The 21,027-nt window shown below is 55.7% G+C and carries 16 protein-coding genes; 1 reads left to right on the forward strand and 15 read right to left on the reverse strand.

Going from position 1 to position 21,027, the window contains the following annotated elements; translation table 11 throughout:
• Positions 1-43 precede the first annotated feature (43 nt).
• The 12 genes from VGJ94_16325 to VGJ94_16380 form a co-directional block, all read right to left on the reverse strand.
• The gene (locus tag VGJ94_16325) at positions 44-2,695 is read right to left on the reverse strand and encodes a molybdopterin cofactor-binding domain-containing protein (GenBank protein HEY3278182.1); all 2,652 of its coding nucleotides are present in this window, start codon (positions 2,693-2,695) and stop codon (positions 44-46) included.
• 33 nt (positions 2,696-2,728) lie between these two features.
• Positions 2,729-3,754: a PEP/pyruvate-binding domain-containing protein gene (locus VGJ94_16330; GenBank protein ID HEY3278183.1), complete on the reverse strand. Its 1,026-nt coding sequence runs from the start codon at positions 3,752-3,754 to the stop codon at positions 2,729-2,731.
• A 37-nt stretch (positions 3,755-3,791) separates the two neighbouring features.
• Positions 3,792-3,977: a hypothetical protein gene (locus tag VGJ94_16335; GenBank protein ID HEY3278184.1), complete on the reverse strand. Its 186-nt coding sequence runs from the start codon at positions 3,975-3,977 to the stop codon at positions 3,792-3,794.
• Between the two features lie 308 nt (positions 3,978-4,285).
• Positions 4,286-5,617, reverse strand: coding sequence for an AMP-binding protein (locus tag VGJ94_16340; GenBank protein HEY3278185.1), 1,332 nt, complete (start codon positions 5,615-5,617; stop codon positions 4,286-4,288).
• 53 nt (positions 5,618-5,670) lie between these two features.
• Complete coding sequence (locus VGJ94_16345; GenBank protein ID HEY3278186.1) at positions 5,671-6,330, reverse strand: hypothetical protein; 660 nt, start codon at positions 6,328-6,330, stop codon at positions 5,671-5,673.
• Between the two features lie 10 nt (positions 6,331-6,340).
• A complete protein-coding gene (locus tag VGJ94_16350) occupies positions 6,341-8,035 on the reverse strand; it encodes a PEP-utilizing enzyme (protein HEY3278187.1) in 1,695 nt (564 codons plus the stop codon).
• Positions 8,036-8,098: 63 nt separating this feature from the next.
• Entirely contained in the window at positions 8,099-8,854 is a 756-nt protein-coding gene (locus tag VGJ94_16355; GenBank protein HEY3278188.1) for a 3-oxoacyl-ACP reductase family protein, read from the reverse strand.
• A gap of 92 nt (positions 8,855-8,946) precedes the next feature.
• Positions 8,947-10,662, reverse strand: a complete 1,716-nt coding sequence (locus VGJ94_16360) for a PEP-utilizing enzyme (protein HEY3278189.1) — start codon at positions 10,660-10,662, stop codon at positions 8,947-8,949.
• A 159-nt stretch (positions 10,663-10,821) separates the two neighbouring features.
• Positions 10,822-11,688, reverse strand: coding sequence for an ARMT1-like domain-containing protein (locus VGJ94_16365; protein ID HEY3278190.1), 867 nt, complete (start codon positions 11,686-11,688; stop codon positions 10,822-10,824).
• An 87-nt stretch (positions 11,689-11,775) separates the two neighbouring features.
• Positions 11,776-13,458: an NAD(P)/FAD-dependent oxidoreductase gene (locus VGJ94_16370; protein ID HEY3278191.1), complete on the reverse strand. Its 1,683-nt coding sequence runs from the start codon at positions 13,456-13,458 to the stop codon at positions 11,776-11,778.
• A 22-nt stretch (positions 13,459-13,480) separates the two neighbouring features.
• Positions 13,481-13,915 (reverse strand): hypothetical protein, encoded by a 435-nt coding sequence (locus tag VGJ94_16375; GenBank protein ID HEY3278192.1) that lies wholly within the window; start codon positions 13,913-13,915, stop codon positions 13,481-13,483.
• A 21-nt stretch (positions 13,916-13,936) separates the two neighbouring features.
• Entirely contained in the window at positions 13,937-15,577 is a 1,641-nt protein-coding gene (locus VGJ94_16380) for an NAD(P)/FAD-dependent oxidoreductase (protein ID HEY3278193.1), read from the reverse strand.
• Between the two features lie 146 nt (positions 15,578-15,723).
• Here VGJ94_16380 and VGJ94_16385 point away from each other — a divergent pair, with 146 nt between their 5' ends.
• Positions 15,724-16,692: a LysR family transcriptional regulator gene (locus VGJ94_16385; GenBank protein HEY3278194.1), complete on the forward strand. Its 969-nt coding sequence runs from the start codon at positions 15,724-15,726 to the stop codon at positions 16,690-16,692.
• 83 nt (positions 16,693-16,775) lie between these two features.
• Here VGJ94_16385 and VGJ94_16390 read toward each other — a convergent pair whose 3' ends face one another.
• The 3 genes from VGJ94_16390 to VGJ94_16400 all read right to left on the reverse strand — a co-directional run bounded on the left by VGJ94_16390 (position 16,776) and on the right by VGJ94_16400 (position 20,942).
• Positions 16,776-18,104 (reverse strand): 2-hydroxyacyl-CoA dehydratase family protein, encoded by a 1,329-nt coding sequence (locus VGJ94_16390; protein HEY3278195.1) that lies wholly within the window; start codon positions 18,102-18,104, stop codon positions 16,776-16,778.
• Between the two features lie 36 nt (positions 18,105-18,140).
• The gene (locus VGJ94_16395) at positions 18,141-19,298 is read right to left on the reverse strand and encodes a 2-hydroxyacyl-CoA dehydratase family protein (protein ID HEY3278196.1); all 1,158 of its coding nucleotides are present in this window, start codon (positions 19,296-19,298) and stop codon (positions 18,141-18,143) included.
• 66 nt (positions 19,299-19,364) lie between these two features.
• Entirely contained in the window at positions 19,365-20,942 is a 1,578-nt protein-coding gene (locus VGJ94_16400; GenBank protein ID HEY3278197.1) for an AMP-binding protein, read from the reverse strand.
• Positions 20,943-21,027 lie beyond the last annotated feature (85 nt).

Raw genomic sequence — 21,027 nt, forward strand, 5'->3', positions numbered from 1 at the left:
CCCCCCGCAATCTTGACGTAGTGGTATTTCGCGGAGGCTCGGTTCATTTGTTTCCGGCTGCGAGAGCGGCTTTAATTTTATCTTTAGTGATCGGGAGGTCACGTATCCTCGCGCCGCATGCATGGCGCACCGCATTCGCGATGGCGGGGGCAGTGGGGACATCCGCGAACTCCCCGGCGCCGGAAGCCCCGAAAGGCCCATTCTCCCGAGCCACCTCCACGTAGATTATCTCGATCTCCGGCACGTCTTTGGCTCTCGGCATCCTAAACCGGGCGAAACTGTCGGTCTCACCGTACACGTACTCTTCCGAGAGGGCATAGCCCAAGCCCATCACGATGCCCCCGATCATTTGTCCGTCGCAGTTGATCCTGTTTATCACTCTCCCAAGGTCATGGACCGCCGTAATCTTCACCACCTCCACCCTGCCGGTTTCCACGTGCACCGCCACTTCGGCCATCTGCAAACCGAAGGAATAGGTCTCCCAGGGGGCCCCATGCCCATCCCCGGGGTCGAGTTTTGTCGTTTCCGTCCGATGGACGAGCTTCGTCAGAGTAGGCAGCTCCTTTGCCCTCAGATCATTATACGTGGCGCAGCCGTTCTCCTCCATGGTCTTCTTCAATTGGTGCACCACTTTCTGCACCGCCTTTCCTGAAACATATGTCTGACGGCTTCCCGCAGAGAAGTTGCCGTCGGGCACATAATTCGTATCCGTGGTGCAGACCAACACCTTTTCCAGAGGATAACCGAAGGTCTCGGCTGCGATCTGCCAGAACATCGTATCAGAGCCCTGTCCCATATCCGCCGAGCCGATCCATACCTGGAGTCGGTTGTCGGGGAGGATTTCCGCCCACGCTTCGGATTGATCGGGCGAGCTCCTGCCCGGTCCGAAATAGACGGAGCCGAGACCGACGCCCCTCTTGACCGTATCGGTTGAAAGCCTGGCTGCCTCCTTCCTTGCCCTTACGTAATGGGGTTGAAGTTTCTCAAAACATTCGACGAACCCGAAGCCGTGATCCAGCGGCTGCCCGCAGACAGTTGTATCTCCCGGGATGAAGGCATTCTTTTTCCTGAGGGCAAAGGGGTCCATGCCGAGCTTCTCCGCTATCTCGTCGATAAGCGAATCCGTGGCGAAGAGGGTCTGAGGAACGCCGAAGCCTCTCATGGCCCCCTTGATAGCGGAATTGGTATAGACCGCTCTTCCCAATATTTTCGCGCTCGCGAACTTGTAGGGTCCGCTCGAGTGTACGAGTCCCCGGGTCACCACGCTTCCGGAGAAAGATTTGTAGGCGCCGCCGTCAGCGAGAAGGTCCATTTTGAATGCAGTCAAAGTCCCGTCCTTTTTTGCCCCTATCCTGGTGTCCATGTAAAAAGGATGGCGTTTGGTGGTGGCAGAGAATACCTCTGCCCTGGTATAAACCAGCTTCACCGGTCTTTGCACTGCAAGGGCCGCCACACCCAGGATGCCTCCCACGGAAACATCGAGCTTACCGCCGAAGGCGCCCCCTGTCACCGTCTGGATCATGCGCACCTGCTCCGGCGCCATTCCGACTGCTCCTGCGATGGTATTGCGGTGGGCGTGAATATTCTGGCTCCCCGACATGATCACGAGCTGGCCGTTCTCGTGAATATAGGCGATGCCCGAATCGGTCTCCAGGTACCCGTGCTCTATGGTCTGGGTGGAATAATAACCCTCTGCGATGACGTCGGCCTCAGCGAACCCCTGGTCCGCATCCTTAAAATGAATGGGCTGTTCAAAGAAGACGTTGGGTTTGCCGTCGTGAACCTTGGGGGCCCCTTCCGCGAGGGCTTCCCCGGGGGTTATCGCCGCAGCCAGCTCTTCGTATACCACACTGACCATTTGCGCGGCCGTACGGGCGGCGCTTTCCGAGATCGCGACCACCGCCGCAACCGGATCGCCTTTCATACGGACCTTATCCTTGCAGAGCACCGGCTGGTCGTCCCCCGCCATTTTCAAAATGTTTGTCCCTTTCACGTCCTCGGCGGTAAGTATTGCGAGTACCCCGGGAACCGCCATTGCATCCGTTTTATTTATGGAGAGAATTCGTGCATGGTGGTGGGGGCTTCTCACCATCTTCACGTGGGCCACGTTATCAACCGGGATATCGTCGACGAATAGCGTGGTTCCCGTGGCTTTTTCCAGGGCATCACGCCTGGGGACCGGCGCCCCGAGTATTGTTTCTGTTTTAGGTGCTTCAAGGGAGGGAATCTCACCGCGAAGAAAGGCGCCTGCCTTCTCGATGGCGTCAATAATCCTCGTATAGCCCGTGCACCTGCAGAGGTGGGGCTGAATCGCGGATGTAATCTCTTCCCTCGAAGGGTTCGGTTTCTTGTCGAGGAGCGCTTTTGCGCGAATAATCATTCCCGGCGTGCAGAACCCGCACTGGACCGCCCCGTTGGCGGCAAAGGTCATCTGGAGAGGGTGGGGGTCTGCCATGGTGCCGATGCCCTCGATAGTGATAACCTTTTTGTTTCGTGCTTTTTCGATGGGATAATGGCACGCCATCGTCACCTCGCCGTCCACGAGCACCGCGCAGGTGCCGCAGTGGCCCGCGGCGCAACCCTCCTTTGTTCCCGTGAGATGAAAATCCTCGCGGAGCACCTTGAGGAGCGTTTTCTTCGGCTCGCCTATTATCTTTCTCGTAATGCCGTTAAGGCTAAAAGATATCTCTTCCACAGGGGCACCTCCTTTGTGCGTGTGACGCCTTTTTTACTTGAAAATATTGACCATGAGGTCGATAAGATAATCCCTCTCATTACCTTTGTCGGTTTTCAGGTAACGGGCCGGCCGGGCCTGGAGCCAGAAGATATTCCTGTCCGGCTCTTCGGACTTATCTATGACCCATTCCATATCCTGAGGCTCACCGAAATGTTCTTCCACCCCTGCGGCCACCCGGGCAAGTTCCAGTACTTCGCAGTCCTTGAGGCACGGTTCCTCTTTGGCGTTTTCGGCGGTGTCGCAATAGATCGTGCCTTTGGGGCCTGTTTTGATCATCCCTGCCTTGCGGGCAATCTTCCTTTCAGTGATCTCCATGGTATTCTTATCTATCGTAAAGGAATCAGGCGTAATTTCCCCGCTGACCACACTCTCGCCAAACCCCCAATTGCCCTCGATGACGATTTTGGATATGTCGCCGGTAGTAGGCGCGACGGTGAGAATCACGCCTGCGGCTTTCGCATCGACGAGGGACATGATTGCCACGCCTATGGGCGCCCATTCTATCGGCAAACCCTTATCGCGCCTGAAGGTGATTGCCCTGGCCGTATAGGCGCTGCCCCAGACCTTCTTTATGTGCGAGATCACCTCGGCATCGCCCGATACATTGAGGTAGGTTTCCATCTGACCGGGCATACTGACGGCCCCGCTTGACCGGACTGCGACGGCTTGATTTTCCGAGCCGGTGAGCCGGCAGAGCTCATGGTAATGGGTGAGGATCTCTTCCTCCATGGCAGGGGGCATTGCCTGTGACTCGATAAGCTCCCGCGCTTTGCAGCTCACGGTAATCCGACCGTCCACACGATCGAGTGCGCCTTTCGCTCTGGACAGACACTCACGGACCTCGTCCGCCGCACGGGTAAGGTTCATGAACTGTTCAAAACCCTTTACCGACACGGCGAACCCGGGCGGCACCCTGAGACCGAGGGCGGTCAGCTCTCCGAGGTTCGCGCACTTCTTGCCGACCTTCTCCTTGTCCTGTGACCGGAGCTCCCGGAACCAGTATATCCACTGTTCCATTCCGTCCTCTCTTCCCAGGCTGCGGCGGAAGCCATATTTACCTGTAAAACAGCTCCCTCACATCGCTTATATTCAGCTCGAGCATAGTGGTACTGGCGAGGAGTCGGACCAGATTCTTTTTCACCGCCTCGATCTCACCCCCCAAATCCAAAAGCTCCTCCGCAGTTTTTCTGATAAGCCCGATCTTCTCATCCATGGCCACAATGTCATATTGTTCGAGCATGCTATACCTCCTTAAGCGCTGCAATTAATGGGGCTCACGTCGCCCCCTCCACGGGCAAAACCCGTGGAGCCTCCCCCTCGCGCTCGCTGTGCGAGCTACGTCACGCGGGACGGACCAGGGGGAGCGTCCACGTATAGTCCCGCCTGAGACCTTTTACGGACCCGCTGACTTTTTCCCGCGTCTCAGCCAACTCCACCGCACCATAACGTCCTTGTGCCTCTACTAACGACCGTATACTAACGACTATCGACTGTCTTTCGCGCCTTTGTCGTTACTAACGACTATATACTAGAGACTATCGACTGTTTCTAATGTTTTCTCATATCCTTAAACCGTTTCGCCTTTACCTCGTACCTCGGCAGGGTTCCGTAGGGGTGGACCTCTATTTTGTAGCCGAGGTTGGTTTTTACCCTGAGCTCGTCTTTGAGCTGGGCGAGGACTGCTTCTTTTTCTTCTTCGAATTCGGGTTTCAGCTCTATCTTGAGCATGATATCGTCGATGTCGCCTTTCTTGGTTACCACTACTTCGTACTCATCGCTCAGCTCGGCAAAGCTTCGCACCACTTCTTCGATTGCGGTGGGGGCGAGAAGCACTCCTTTGACTTTTGTGATGTCGTCCGACCTGCCGACCACCCCTCCGTCGATGATACGGAAGGTCCTCCCGCAGCTGCAGGTATAGTCGGCCCAGCGGATTACGTCTTTTGAATCGAAGCGGATGCACGGCTTGGCCATCCTGTCGAAGGCGGTGATGATCATTTTACCGTTCTTTCCCGGCTCTTCGATTATCTCACCTGTGTCCACATCCTCGATCTCCACAAGGAAGAATGCCTCATTCACATGCAGTCCCCTGGGCTCGTGAGTGCACATGTAGCTCCAGGCGCCGATCTCTGTTGCCCCTATATGATCGTAGACCCGGGCTCCCCAGGCTTCTTCGATGCGCTGCTTGGTCGTCGGGATGGAAGCGCCCGGTTCTCCGGCGCAGGTGATCCTTTTGATCCCTATGCTCCTGGGATCTATGCCTATCTTTCGTGCCGTATCCGCCATACCGAGGACATAGGTAGGGGTTGCCATGAAGGCGGTGCATTGAAGCTCCTTCATCTTCATGACCCGCGCCTCCGTATCGAGCACGCCCCCGGGGACTACCTCGCATCCCACTTTTTCCGCCGCATAATGGCCTGCCCAGAAGGCTACGAAGATATTGTAGCCGAAGGGTATAAAGACGCGGTCCGTGTCCCTGTATCCCTGGGCGTGAAGGATGTAGGCCCAGCATTCGGCCCACCATTCCCAATCCTGCCAGGTATCCGCCTGATAGACCGGTGTGCCCGTGGTTCCGCTGGTCTGACGGAATTCCGTGACCATCGAAAGGGGCACGGCGAGCATGTCCCCATAGGGAAAAGGAGGCCTGCTCTGGACGTCCCGGAGCATGCCTTTGTCAATTTTCGGGACCTTACGTATGTCGGAGAGGGTCTTTATATCCCCCGGCTCGATGCCCGCTTCTTTATATATTTTCGAGTAAAAGGGCGAATTATGGTAAGCCCATTCGAAAATGCGCTGAAACTTCTTGACCTGAAGCTGTCTGAGCTTTTCCTGGGGCATGGTCTCAAGTATGGGATTCCAATATAAACTTCTGTCGGCGATCATAAGCTCTTCCTCCTTGCCTCTGTTTTCTCCGGGCTTATGCGTGCCCGATCGGTTCACAATGCCTTTGTCATCTCTTTCAGGATAAATGCGGCCTCAACGCGCCCGGTGGGCGCCAGGATCCTGCTGCTATAGTGTCTCCCGTAGGTGGTGACAAGAATATTCCTGGCAACCGCAATCCGGTCCGACATGAGGGCTGACGCGATATCCTGTATGCGTGGAGCGACGCCTTCAAGGAGGATTCGGGAGGGACCGGAGCCGATCACACCCTGCCACTCCGCTTTCACCCTGATCCCCTGATCGAGCAGGGCGGGCACATACTCTCTCTCCAGAAAGGCGGTATAGGATTTCTCGACCTTCGGGACCAGGGTATAATGCTGGTTGAACCTCCATGTTCCGGGTTCCACCGTGTACGGGGCTTCTGCAATTCTTCCCGAATTTCTTAACAGCCTGCTGCCGTAGTTGACGATGTATTTCTGGAACTCGTCGGTAATAAGAGGGAATTCATGGGAATCAAGGGCTCTCTGAAGGCCGGTGATATCGGAAGGGGTACTGACCGCGCTGATGGTGGGGCCCGCCCCGATCACCACATGGAAGCCCCCTATGATAGGAAGGCCTATCTTCTGCATGACGGGCAGATACTCGCGCAGCACGAAATCGGTATATTCCGATTCCCTTCCTCTTACAATATCCCAAGACTGGACAAAGAGAAACATAGGACCATCCTTAAACCTTATCCGCCTCCAGTATCACCACCGTGCCGAGGTTCGCATCTATCCGGATTCTTTGACCCGATCGAATTTTGCTCGTTCCTTCAAAGACGTTCATGACCACGGGTATGCCGTACTCTCTGCCCACTATGGCTGCATGGGAAAGCGCTCCGCCCCGGTCCACCAGGACTCCGCTGATCATACCGAAAATAGGCGTCCAGGACGGGGAGGTGCTGGCCGCCACAAGGATATCTCCTTCCTCGATATATGCGAGGTCCTCTTCATTGAAGACGACCCTGGCAATACCCTCCGCCATCCCGGGGGAGCCGCAGGTGCCGATGAGGTCCGCTTTCAGGCCCGGTTTTGCCTCTGGGAGCTTTCCCACCACCACTTTGAGGGCGATGGGATCGAAGGAGCGGATCATGAAGTCCATCGCCTTATCGAGGCCGAAGCCCTCCCGCAGTATAACTGCCGGGTTTCCTTTCCTGTTCCATTCCTCCCAATCCGCGGTACGCCTTGCGGCGATAGCCTGGAGTCTGAACCTGTCCGGATTGAGGGCTGCCCTCCTTATCTCGTCGGGAATGAGAAAGAAGACGTCTTCCTCTTTGTCGAGGGCACCCGCTTCGACAAACCGTCTGCCCATATCGAGGCAGGCCTTCCGTATCACCGCATGTGTATAGAGGTCGAGGTAGAGGTTGTGTTCCTCGCTGAAACGGCTCGAGTTCTGTGCGATAAACATGAGCATGGAAAACCATCCCCTCTGCTCGGGCGCAATCCTCCCGAGGAGCTCCTTCTCCGCTTCCTTTCTCTGTCGTTCGTGCTTCTCTCTCTCGGCGTCGAGATCGAAATTTCTATCCATTTTCAGATAAAGCTTCACTCTCGAAAGTGCCAGGGAAGGCTCCTCGGCCCATGTGGGCGTATTGAGCTCGGCCATCCGCTCCATGCGCCATCCTGCTTTGTCGTTGAGAAAAGTCCGGAATTCTTTCATGAAAGCACGTCCGCTCTCGTGGGCATCGAGACGGCTTACCGCTTCTTTGATGGGGACGGTGGTGATGATCTCTTTGAGGCCCATGGCCACTGCTTTTCTCGAAAAATCCCAAAGGGCCTTGTCGATCCTGAAGCTCTCGTTATCGAAGCCGCTCATGAGACTTAAGAATGCGGGGTCCCTGTCGTCGATGCCAAGGAGCTGGGTGCAGAGCTGCTCGAAAAGGACATAGGGCACATAGGTGCCGTACATCATGTACATATGGATTTCCCACATTCTTCTGCATGTGTCGACCGCATATTCGAAGTTGTCGAGGAGCTCTATGTTGCCGGCCTTTTTCCCGTCTACCCCCTTTATCCTTTCATACCGCCCGAGCATTTCGGAGACAAAGCCGCCCCAGAGCCCTTCGTAATCTTCGAGGAAAGGTTTGATTGCCTCCCGGAATTTGAGGGCCCGCTCTCTTTTCTCAGTCTCGTTATCGACGATTATGATGGTGAGATATCCCCCTCCATCCTTGAACCTCCAGTCCCATCCTTTCGTGGTGGGGATCTGAAGGACCTCCGCGCCGTACTGCATGCCATGACGGCAGAAATTGACCCAGAACCAGCCGAACATGGGGGTCCAGGGGGGGACGGAATGAGTGCCGTCCAAAAACCACGCCGGCGATTGGGCCAGGTCGGCGTCCTCGTCGAATTCCAGACCCGGTACGCAGTCATAGGTCTTCATGAGTGACCCTTCACGGGTTTTGCGCCCGTAGCGCCCTCATCCCAGTCCGGGGGGCGCGTTGTCTCAGTGCATCGCGCGGCCGCCGTCCACGAGGAGTATCTCGCCGGTTACGAAGTCGGCATCATCAGAGGCGAAGAAAAGGGCGGCCCCTATTATGTCCTGGGCGACTCCAAGTCGCCTGAGCGGTGTTTTGGACACGTCGTATTTAGTGACATCGGCTATGGTCCTGCTCGCCTCCGTGTCGGTAAAGCCGGGGGCCACGCCGTTCACAGTGATATTGTCCGGACCCAGCTCGGCGGCCAAAGCGCGGGTCAGACCTACCACGCCCCCTTTCGACGCCACGTAGTGGACGAACCCATTCGATCCCGTGAAGAAGACTTCCGAGGTGAGATTGATGATCTTGCCTTTCCCCTGGGCCTTCATATAGGGATAGACCGCCTGGGCGCAGAGCCAGGGCCCCTTTACGTTGATATTCATCATCATGTCCCATTCTTCCATGGGAATCGCATTAAAAGGCCTACGCTCGACGCCGAAGTAGTAGGCCGCGTTATTCACAAGGACGTCGATCTTTCCGAACCTTGCGGCCGTTTCATCGGCCATCTTCCGTACATCCTCCGGCTTTGTCACATCGGCCTGAAACCAGATGCACTCGGCGCCTTTTGCAATGACTTCTTTTGCGGCGCCTTTGAGTCCCTCCATATCTTTACGGGTGGCAAGGGCGAGCCTCGCCCCCTCATCGGCGAATCTGAGGGCAAAGGCTTTGCCGAGACCCTTTCCCGCTCCGGTGATGATGACAACCTTTCCTTCGAGACGTTTCATGGCATGCTCCTTCAATGACCGTTAGTGAGAACGTGCACTCCGGTTGAGCCCCGGTTCGGCCCCAGGCAAGGGACCGAACCGGTTCCTCGCATTTAGAGCTTAAAAACCAGTCCTTTAAATCCGTCCACCCTTATGCGGTCGCCGTCTTTAAGTAATTGGGTCCCCGTGATGCAGTTGGCCACCACCGGGATATCCCATTCCCTGCCCACTATCGGCCCATGGGAGAGGCTTCCCCCGCCATTGCAGACCACCCCCTTGAGAAGAGGAAATACAGGGGTGTAAGAGGACTGGGAGGAAGGACAGACCATGATATCTCCCCATTGGATTTTCTTCAGGTCTGCGGCAGTGATTACGATCCGCGCAGGTCCTTCCGCGACGCCGGGGCTCCCGGGGTTGCCGAAACAGACGGCGCCCGTCGAAGGATCGGGCTGGACGAATTCTCCTATCGTTATTTTCGCAATGATAGGGTCTTTCGCCGCCACCATAAAGGCGCCGGCCTCATGGGGCTGCATGGATGGATCTCTTGCCATGATAGGCGGACGGGTGAGGTATTCCTTGTTGGCGACCCATTCGGCCCGTCTTTCCCGGGCGATGAAGCCGGATTCATAATTCTCCGGCATGGCGATCATGGTCTGAAGCTCCTCGGGTATAAAGAAGAACATGTCTTCAGCGGTATTGAAAGTCCCCACCTTCGCGAGACGCTCTCCTATTTTCAGCATGCAGAAGCGGAAGGCGGAGAAACACCGGTGCTCATAGAGAAAATCATGGCTTTCGCTGAAGGAGCTGGTCCTCTGGGCGAGCCTGAGGAGGCATTTGAACCAGTCCATGTCCTTGCATCCGTTCACCTGTGCGTTCGCGATTACTCCCTCTTCAACATCCTGGCGCTCCCGGGCCAGCCTCTCCCTTATGGCATCGAGGGGGAAGGGTCTGACGTCCCGGTCTGCGAGAAGATACTGCTGTATGTGAAGGATTGCATTCTCCGGATGTTCCCACCAGGTCGGCTCCACGAATTCCATCATCCGGATCATCCGCCAGCCGTATGCGAGGCCGTGCATGAAATGTTCGAGGTCCTCATCGACCCATTTTAGTCCTTTGGGGGTCTTGCGAAGCTCCTCGATGACCTTATCGCTCGGATTCGTCGAGATAATCTGATCTATGCCGTCCTGAATCGCCTTGTTGCGGAGGTCCCACATGGCCTTGTCCTGGCGGAAGAGGATATTGTCGTATCCCCTGATCAGCTTGTGCCAGTTCGTGGAGGTCTCTTTGATATTCACATACTGTTTGCAGAGGTCCTCGAAATACCAGTATGCGCCGTAGAGGGCGTACATGAAGTAGAAGTGGTCTTCCCACATCCTCTTATGGGTTTCGATGGCGAAGTTGAATTGCTTGTAAAGCTGATAGTAGGTTGCAGACTCATAGTCGAAATCCTTGAGCGCATCGTAACGGCCGAGCATCTCCGTTTTGCTCTTTTCCCAATATTTATCGTAGTTGGGCTCGAAATCATTCTTTGTTTTGTCGTAGAATTTTTGATACCTGAAATCAACCTCCTCCTGGGTTGGCACCGGCGTGGCCGTGCAGACCGCCATACCGTCTATCTCTCTCCAGTCCGACGAGCGGGTCTGGGGTATCCACGCCTCGTTACAGCCGTAAATGTGTCCGTGGACGAGGTTGAAGACCCAGGTCCACTCGAAGAGCGGGGTCCATGCCGGATAGGAGTGGGAAAAATCGACGAACCAGACCGGGTACTTCTTGAAATCTCTCTCCGGCCAAAACTCCCTCACATGCCTTTTAAACATGAACTGTCCCATACTTACCCCCTTTATAAGGATATGAACGGTTTCCCGGATAGTCCTGCAATCCGGCGGCACAACGCCTCTTTCATGGAATGTTTCCGTCCTCCCTGAAAATCGGACATCCTTTTATCCCACCCCCTTTGAGGCCGCTACTCCTTCAAAGAGCCGGCACTTTTACGTATCAACCTTTACGAGCACTCTGCCTTGTGCGACCCCGGTCTCCCTGCTGATGGGCCCGCACTTCACTTTGAGCATGAAAATTGCTCTCTTCCCGATTGTTTCACCGCTCAAGGCCTCATAGCTGCCCGTGCCTTTGGCCATAATCAGGTCACACAGCTGAAACGCACGGTCGAGAACCGGGTCACCGGTATTCTTTATAAAGAAACCATGGGTACTAATTATCTCGTCCGCCACCTGGTCGAGTCCGAAGTATGTGGCATCGCCCATCCGGGCATCCTCGAAGAAAGGCTCTTCTTTCACCACCAGCGTCACATGACATCCTTTTTTCTTCAGAAGTTCGATCACAAGCGAATCGAAGCCGACCTCGCCTGCATTGTCCGTGATATAGAGAATCCTCCGCGAGCGAAGTATTGCTTCATATGCATCTCCGATCATAACGGGCAACTCGAGCCCTGTGATAATGGCCTCTATTTCGGGAAACGTGAAGACCGACGGGGCGCCGAGGGAGGATACATTGGCGGCGGCGGCAATGAACACGGCGCGCTCCAGCCTCTCTTCCGGGTTTGCCCCATGACCGATGTAGGACCTGGCCAGGGAGAGAAGCCCTTCCGCGCGTCGGTTCACCTCTTCTTTAAAGGCGGTGTAGTAAGAGAGGCAGCCTGATTCTACCTCCTGTGCCGAAAAGACCGCTTCATTGCAGAGGAAACCCACGTTGGAGGAGACGGTCCGGCCGTCCTCGAGTGCGCGGACGATCTTGGGGGAGAGAAGGGGCCTTTGGTCCTCCCGGACATAGGGCTCCGTCCGTTTGTACACCCAATCGACGATGCAGTCTTTGCACTCCCGCTGAAGCTCCAAAGTCATCCTCTCCAAGTAAGGGATAACTCACCCATCTGGATATAGGTGAGCTGTCCCGGTTAAAGGTGCGACCCTGTCAGACAATCTCCCTCGCTATATCTCCCTCTCCTCCCACGGCTTATAGGAAAGGCCGAGGTCCTTCGCGATCACTTTATAGCAATTATAGCTGCTTCCCCTCCCGATGCCGTGAGCTGAGTGAGCGGCGGACGAACAGAGATAGTAATTCTTGACCGGCAGCCGGTAGCCCGATATTTCGGGGAAGGGACGCATTCTGCCGCTGCACTCGTAGTGGGCATCGAGGGCCCCCCATCCGCCCTGGGGCATACAGGGGTTTCTATTGACCACGTCATCGGGCGTGGCAATCCAGGCGGAGATGAAATTTTCCATATTAACATTGGGGGAATACTTGCCCCACTCCTCGACCATCCGGTATTCGACTTCTTTTTTGATTTGGAGCCACCTTTTTTCGGGGAACTGCCTCCACGGGCAGGTGAACTCCTCCACCAGGGCCGCAAACCTGCCCGCGGGCGCTCTCGTCTTGTCCCACTGCACGTCAGGGGCCACGAGGAGGTACATTTTATCGGCAATCCCTTTTTCCCAACGCTCCTTCTGATACCGTCCGCTCAGGAAGTACTCCGGGTCGGCTTCCCCGAAGTAGAGCCGGGGGACCAGTCCCAGTTCCGGGTTTTGCGGGTATTCGGGGGCATCCATAAGGGCGATATTCCCCCAGAGGAGCTGGGTGCGCTCGTACCCCTTGTCCTCGAGGGTCGGGGGTTTTTCTTTCAATTTCTGCGCCTTGTTCCAGAGTTCGCCCGGTACCCAATCTTTGCCTATTGCGTCGAGGGTGAGCTCGACGGAGAGGTCGCTCACCACGATATCCGCTTTTATGGTATCCCCGTTTCTCAGCTTGATCCCGTAAGCCTTGTTGTTGTCCACAAGGACTTTCTCCACTTCGTTGAGCACGAAAAATTCCCCCCCATAGCTTTCGAAGGCCCTGAGCAGGGCATGGGTGATGCTATGGGTGCCTCCCGTAACGATAGCGGCCGCGTCCACGGATAAGATCAGGCCGAGGGCGTGAATATGCCAGTAAGGACCTGGCCTGTCGCAGGGGAAGAGACCGTTCGATGTCTGGATGGCCCTCATGTAAAAGGTCTGCATCTCGGGGCTTTTGAACATTTTCGTGGCGATCTCTCCCACGGTGCCGAGGGCGATGTCGGGATCGAGCCCGTTTTTCGGATCATTGAAAAGCTCCTCGAGGGGATCGGGACCGTTACCCCATTCCCCGGGTCCGGTGTAGCGGTATTTCGCGAAGGCGTTTCGCCATTTGCCCCTGAACCGCCGGATGATATCCTCCACCGTATTGGCATCGTCCTTATTGATCTTGGCGATCTCGTTGATCGTGTACTGAGCCGCAGCCTCCGAAAATTCGGCCCTTCCGGTCTGGTTGTCCACCACGGGGAAAATGGTTTTACCCAGGATATAATTGCCGTCCGGATATATCCACGCCTCGTTGTTCTCAGGGAAGAGGTAGACGAGGCCAAAATCCCTCAGGTTGAAATCTTTATACGCAGGGTTCGTATAAAACCTCGTGAAATGAGCGCACACGTTCTGAATGAAGCCCGGCACCGGGAGCTCTTCGCCGCAGGCCCCACCTCCCATTTCATGCCATCTTTCGAACATGGCGGTCTTGAGTCCGGCCCTTTGCAGATAACAGGCGATAATGGTGGCGTGGTGGCCTCCTCCAACTATCACTGCGTCATACTTCTTATCCGGCATATCGACCTCCTTGATGAAGTACTTACCTGGTCACTCTCCTGCTCGGTATAGGGCCTGGGCCCGGTCGCGCCCCCGGGATAGGTCCCGGACCGGTTTTGGGCCGGGCCGGCACTTCTATGGGCCTGTTGGTGGGAACAGCGGCCCCAGCCTGGGTTTCGCCCGACTCGTACCGGGGGTAGACAGGGGTTTTCTTGAAGAAGAATCTTATTCCCCTGAAAATCAGGGCGGGGTTTTTCACGACCATCCAGACCATCTGTCTCAGGTCGGCGGGATCGACGAAGGCCCTGACCGTCCAATGGACGGGATGGAGGATCTCCATCACCATAAGCATCCTCATCGGCTCGTGCATCCCGTCGGCCGGGGGCTCCAGAGTGGAGGGAACCATCGTGGTGCTCTCAATCGCGGCGATCCTCCCCCGTAGGAGAGTTCTGCCTAAACCGGTTGATCTTACGAACATACGCGCCTCCTGCCGCGGCCTTTAGAAGAGGCCGAGGTCTTTTGCTTCTTTCACTCCCCGGGGCTCCGGCCACCATTTCTCGATCCCCAGGTCCTCGACGATCTTTTCCGCCGCATTGAACCCGGGGCCGTAGGTGATCATGCCCCCCGAATGGGTGCATGCCCCGGCGAGATAGAGTTTCTTGATTGGAGAATCGTGCTGACTGCAATATTCATTAGGCCTGAAATATCCCATCTGGAGAGGAAGATAGGCGCCCTGCTTGAAGCAGCCGTTCTTCATGTCCGGGAATTTGTTTTCCGTGTCGAGGGGCGTGCCGATATAGTCCCAGGCGATGGTGTCGGCGTTCATGTTGGGGGCGTATTTTTGAAGGGTCTTCTTGCAGCTCTCCGCGTATGGTCTTCTCATCTTGTTCCAACCGAGGGCCCCGACGCCCTTCAAATTATAGGGAGCGCATTCCATGCTGATGAGGCCTATATGCTTTATTGCGCTGTCGGGCCTGCGGTGAACCCGGATCGGGTCGTGGACGGACGGAAAACAGCAGTTGAACCCGCCATCGTGGAGCTCGCCCCGCTTGGAGGCCTCGAAATGGTCGATCAGGTCCTGTTCGGATTCATACCCGATTACGTATATCAGGGTCTCGGACAGCTCGGGGTCGTTCTGCAGGGCGGTAAACTGCGGCAATTCGGTAAGGGCGAGATGGCAGGTGAAAAAGCTCATATCGGAATAGCGCCACTGGTCGAGTCTCGTGATGAGTTCTTCTTCGAGATGCTCCTTGCCCACGTAATCGTAAAAGGTCTGATGGGGATTGAGGGCGCTGCAGACGAATTTGCCCGCCTTGATGATTGTGCCGTCGTCGAGCTCGACGCCTTTCGCCTCGCCGTCTTCAATAACGATCCTTTTGATGACGCAGCCGCTGATCACCCTGCCGCCGTTTTCGGAGATATACTTGCCCATGAGATGGGCTACGTGGTGGGAGCCGCTCCGGGAGAGGCGAAAGTGCCATCCCCTGTTTATCATGAGGGGCACAAGGTAACCAAGCCCTTCCAGGTCGTAGTCGAGACCCCACATGGTGGCGAGATAGAGGAAAAGCGTCCGCACCCGGTCGTTTTCGAACCATGAGTCGACGATCTGCCTTGGTGTATATCCTGTAAGCTCATCATCCCACTTGGTGGCGGGGTGGAGCTCAAGCTTGGCCGCCTGCTCGAGGCTCGGAAGGGGATTCACGTAACTCGCGGGCGCCAGAAAGACATCCATGGCCTCTTCCGACCATGCCACGAAGTTCCTGAAGGATTCGGCATCTTTTTCAGAGAATTTGGCAATGGATCGGGCCGATTTTTCGGGGTCCTTATAAAGGGCCAGATGGGTTCCATCCTGAAAAGGCATGACGAGCTGTACGTCCGGATAAATCCACGCGAGATCGTACTTCGTCTCCAGCTCGAAATCGCGCATCGGTGGAGCATATTCCACCATCATGTGATAAATGGCATGGCTATCCACGAGCATGCCGGGAAGGAGAAGGTTCTCGGTGGCCAATCCGCCGCCGATCTCGTACCTCCGTTCAAGAACCGCCACTTTCAGTCCTGCTTTTGTAAGATAACCTGCGGCAGTGAGACCATTGGGTCCAGCTCCTATGATGATCCCGTCGTACTCCAGCTCCCTCATAGCGCCTCCTTGCTCTCATGGTTCGTTCTGAGAATTGTATACAAGCTATTTATAATTTGTAGCGTTTAGTTATTGACATATCAAGGCAATTTAATTTATAGTTGTATAATATTTATTCTAAAAAGCAGGATTCCGGAGCTGGATCGATGATTAATTTGAACCAGTTGAGGGCATTCTATTCGGTCGTAAAAACCGGCACCTTTTCGAAGGCGGCGGCCGAGTTGTTCGTCACCGAGCCTGCGGTCTTTATCCAGGTCCGCTCTCTTGAGCGATGCCTCGGCTTTAAACTTCTGGATAAGTTGGGGAAGGACCTCACGCCCACCGAGACGGGCAGGCTCCTTTACGGATATGCAGAAAAAATATTCAACCTTGTCGATGAGGCAGAAGCCGCGATCAAAGATGTGAGGGACCTGAAGAAAGGGGATCTGAGGGTGGGAACAGCGAATGCCCTTGCCCAATACCTCATGCCTATCATTATCTCGTCATTCCAGGACAATCACCCGAAAATACAGGTCCATCTCGACGAGGCCAGCTCCAGCGAGCTTGTGAGGGGCGTCCTTGCCCATAACTACGAGGTGGCTATCGTTGCGAGAGTCTCCTATCCCGAGACCGTCGAATATATTCCGTTAAGCACGGAAGAAATCGTCCTCGTTGTCTCCCCTCGCTCCAAGCTGGCGGCAAGAGAGAGGTGTTCCCTCAGCGAGTTGAACGGCAACCCAATGATCTGCAGGGATATCAGGTCTGCCACGCGCCAGGCGATATGGAGTGAATTCGAAAAGAAACGGATCAAGCCGTCCGCGATCATAGAGGCGGGGAACACTGAATTCATCAAGAATCTTGTAGGCAAGAACAAGGGCGTCTCCTTTCTGGCAAGGATCTGCGTGGGAAAGGAGGTGGAGAGGGGAGAGCTTGTCATCGTACCTTTCGAAGAAGGACCTTTCTTCCTCCCCATCGATGCGATCCACCTGAAGGGGAAGACCCTCTCCTCGGCTGCGATCACCTTCCTTCATTTTCTCAAACAGACGAGCAAAGATCCGAATCTTGGCTCTTTTGTGGATCGGATGACCGGGAAGAAAGAAATCTTCGAGGACAGGGGTACTTCCCGGGCCCCGTGACAGGCCCGGGAAGAAGGGGCAGTTATGCACCGGCGTACCGGTCTTTTCAGGAGCCCGGGGTAAACCCCGGGACCTCTATTCAGTTAATTCCGGCTATTTTTGTACGCTTCAAGGGTCTCTATGAAGGCATCTATCCTGTTGTGCGTATCAGCTTCGTTATATGAGCTGATGTCGACGATGTCGCCTTCCATGATGAGTATCGGTATATGTCCATATACCTTCCTGAGGACCTCCGCCTGCAAAATGATCCCCGCGTGCCAGCTCCGGCACGAAAAGGCGGAATGGAAGACCACCCCGTCACATTTATAATCATCTACATACTCCATTATACGCTCCACAAGGGGCGCCGATCCCGGTTTTTGCCGTGCCTTGTCATACCAGTGCGTATAGTAGCGGATGAGGCGCCACGCAATATGCTCGAGGGGGTCGCTCGTGTTCGGCAGATCGAGGCGGTCTATCGGCTGGGCCACGTGGTAAGTGGTTTCGGCCGGAAAGACCGCTCCTTTGCCGTTGAAGTACTGGAAGTCCCCCAAGGCAAACCACGAGGGGAGTCCTGCTCCCCATACGAGCCTGTATTTTTCCTCTTCGGCCACGCCTTCCTTCTTCTCGACTTTTTCTCTCAGCTCCGCGTTCAGCTCCTTATAAAAATCATAGGCCTCCTGAGTGCCGAGATTGAAGGTGATCGGCACCATGGTATTCATGGCATCCCCCGTATCCATGGGAGTCGGGCGGGCCTTCCTCAATGCATAGGTCTCATCGAAGAGGTCCCACGTCCGGTCCGCCAGGTCGACCGCCGCTTCGAGCCTGTCCCAGTCCATCTTCTTTCCCGTGACTTTTTCGCAGAAGCGGACGCACTCCCTCAGTTCTTCGGTGATATATTTCACGTAAAACTTCTCCACCTCCCTCCGGTCGGTCTGCGGGTCCCAGGGGGGATAGTACATGCCGCCCACGAATACCGGAACATCCGGCAGGTAATGGCGGGTGGCCTGAGGCCATTTGAACCGGGGATCGCATAGCTGCTGGGCGCTGCCGATAATCATATCGGGCCGTCCCATGCCTCCCCAGGGGGCGCCGGGAGGCGTCTCCCCTCCCATTTCTTCACGTAAGATATCGAAGCCGAGATTGCAGGTGGCATAGGTGCAGAGGGAGCGGGAGAAGTTTTCCGATTCCGCCTTTTGGAGGTACTGTTCCGCATCCCGCTTGGCGGCACACAAGCCCGAGAAGCTTTCGCCCCATGCCGGCACAATATCCATGGCCCGCATGATCTCATCATGGCCGTCCATTATAAAGGCGTAGGCGACCTTTTTGCCCTCCTCCCGGGCTTTCAGCGTTGCTGAAAGGTTTGAGCGCACGAACTTCGGTATCTTTGCAGCCGACTGTGTGGCGAGTGCTCTTGGTTTCTTCTCTTCCATCTCAATACCTCACAAATTTTTGTCTATTGGCCAAGCTCATGAGATCATCTCCAGAAAGGCGCCGATCCTCGTCTCGAGGCGGGGCAGGGTGGAATTGGCGTATTCGTACTCAAGGTAAAGAACGGACGCTCCCGCCGATTCGATGTACGCTTTTATCGCGGGGACCTCGAATCCATAGGGGTCGCAATACTTATTAATCAAAAGAACCACCCCATCCACTTTAAAATCGTGTATATCCTGCTTCAGGTGACCGAAGCGGGCATCGGTGTTCTCTCCGTATGTCTTGCCTGCGGCCACATAGGTGGTAGGCAGGTTTACGTGCCTCAGGTAGTGCTCTGCCAGTCCCTGAAGGGGGTCCGGCGTGGTGTCGATCTCCGACCGGCAGAGCTTTGCTCCGATGGAGATATCGTCCATGACGAGCCATGCCCCGGCGCCCTCGATAGTATGGGCGATGGCTGCGGTGTCTACCTGGTCCCCCACGATCATGATCCTTTTTCCTCCATTCCCGTGAGGCGGCTTCCTCTGCACCACTTCGTGTATCACGGCCTCGATAAGGGAGCTCGATTCGAGTACGGGCAGGCTCATGGCCCCCACCTGGACTTTCGTCATCTCTTCCCCTGAAATGAGGGGCGGGTTTGTCTTCCGGAGGTCGTAGAGACGTCGCATAAGACGCCTGTTCTCGTTGTGTGCTTTTACGGCCAGGGCAATCAGCTCGTTCCCTACCCGGTTACCGGTCAATTTTTCGAGACTCCCCACGAAGAGGCGCAGTATGGAGAGCATAAACTCGACGGACGGCCCGTCGGATAGATGGGGGACATTCAGGAAATGCCAGTAAGGCAGCTTCAACGTATAGCTCCACACGTCGTTGGTCCGGTCCATGCTGTCGCACTGGTGGGGCAGGACCATGCCGTCGAGAAAGTCGTACTTTCCTTTAAGCACCGCGTCAAAGACATTGCGCACAAAGGGGCAGACTATAGTCTCCATGTGAACATCCGCCCTGGTAATGGGCTCTTCCGGGTAACCCTTCAGTCTGAGAGGCACCAGGCCGGCGGCAGTCATGATCTCCACCGGCGCCAGGGCCGAGAGGTAGCCGATAACTTTTCGGCCTTCCGCCTTCAGCTCGCGCGCTCTCGAGCCGTAGGCTGAATAGTACGCATCAGCCAGGGCCAGGCCATTTCCGTTTAGTTGCGTCATTTTATTTCCCCTTTTTAAGTGTGGGGAGGAGGCCGACCGGCCCCGTTCCCCCGTGAGCCGCGCGTTTCAATTGTGATCCTTCCACATGCCGTAGCGCTCCCTGAGGACCCGATGGAGGATCTTCCCTGCCCCTGATCGCGGCATCTCCTCATCCTTGATGAAGACAATGTTTTTTGGAATTTTGTATCCCGCGATCTTGCCTTTGCAGTATCCGCTCATTTCGTCGGCAGTGGCCGACTGGCCGTCGTGGAGCACGACCACCGCCGTCACCTGCTCCCCCCATTTTTCGTGGGGCACGCCGATGACTGCCACATCCTTCACCTTGGTATGGCCGCCCACGCAGTTCTCCACCTCCGAGGGAAAGATATTCTCACCTCCGGAAATGATCATGTTCGCCTTCCGGTCGACAAGGTAGATGTAGCCGTCTTCGTCTCTCATGCCCAGGTCGCCGGAGGTAAAATAGTTCCCTTTCATGGCCTGGGCCATTTTCTCCGGGGACTTCCAGTAGCCCGTCAGGAGCATGGGGCTTCGGGAATAAAGCTCCCCGACTCTGTGCGGCTCCGTGATGATATCGTCATTTTCGTCGTAGAGGCGGACCAGGTCGGAACCGATCACTTCTCTTCCGCAGGAGCCCAGTTTAGTGAGCTGCTCATCAGGCTTGAGAACGGTCACGATTCCCGCCTCAGTCGACCCGTATGCCTCGTAAAGCTCCGAATTGGGGAACATTTCGAGTACCCCGAGCTTCGTATCCTTTCGCGCGGGCGCGGAGGAGATGAGGAGCTTCTTCACCGTGGTGAGGTCGTACTTGTTCTTTACCTCCTCTGAAAGGGTCAGCATCATGATGTAATGGGTAGGCACGAGAGAAGTGAAGGTGACCTTGTGGTCCGAAAAGGTCTTGAGAAGGTCTTCGGGGCTGAAGCTGACCATATTGTAGGCCATTACCGTGCCGCCCACCCAGGTGACGGGAAAGGAGTTATATACGGAATTGACGTGACAACAGGGCATAACGAGGAGCACCACGTCGTCGGTCTTGAAATCATGGTCGAAGATCTCGATATAATACTGGGCAAACATCGATTCGTGGGACTTTATCACCCCCTTGGGCAGGCCCGTAGTGCCGCCCGTATACATGATTACCCACGGGTCCTCCGGATTTACCTCCGTCAGCGGCTCCTGGGCGCTCGCCTTTGCGAGGAGGTCCTCATAAGAAAGATACCCGTCAAATTTGGGGTTCTCCACCGCGAAGGAGATATAGTGCTCCACGGTCTTGAGACTTGCCTTCAGGCCGTTCACGTGATCTACCCACTGGTCCTGGACGATGAATACTTTCGCGTCGCAATGGTTGATGATATATTCCATCTCGGGGCCGGCAAGCCTGAACATCAATGGAACGCAAATAAATCCTCCCTTCGCGGCCGCCCCGTAGATCTCCATCCATTCCACCGCGTTATAGGCAAGGACGGCGAACCTGTCCCCCTTCTTCATGCCAAGCGAGGCGAGCGCATTGGCGAGCCTGCACGACCTCTCGTCCCATTCCTTGAAGGTGTAGGACTTGTAAAGGTCCTTAATGCCAGTCTTGTCGGGCCATTTGAAGGCATTCACCCGCAGTACGTCCTTTGCCGTCAGCCAATTGTGTGATAACATGGTTCCTCCGAATATGAATTTGACAACCCCCGCTGCAACTCTGGGCCATAAGGCCCCGACCGATCTCCTGCCATATGCCATTTGC

Source organism: Syntrophorhabdaceae bacterium, assembly GCA_036504895.1.
Taxonomy (GTDB): Bacteria; Desulfobacterota; Syntrophorhabdia; order Syntrophorhabdales; family Syntrophorhabdaceae; genus PNOM01.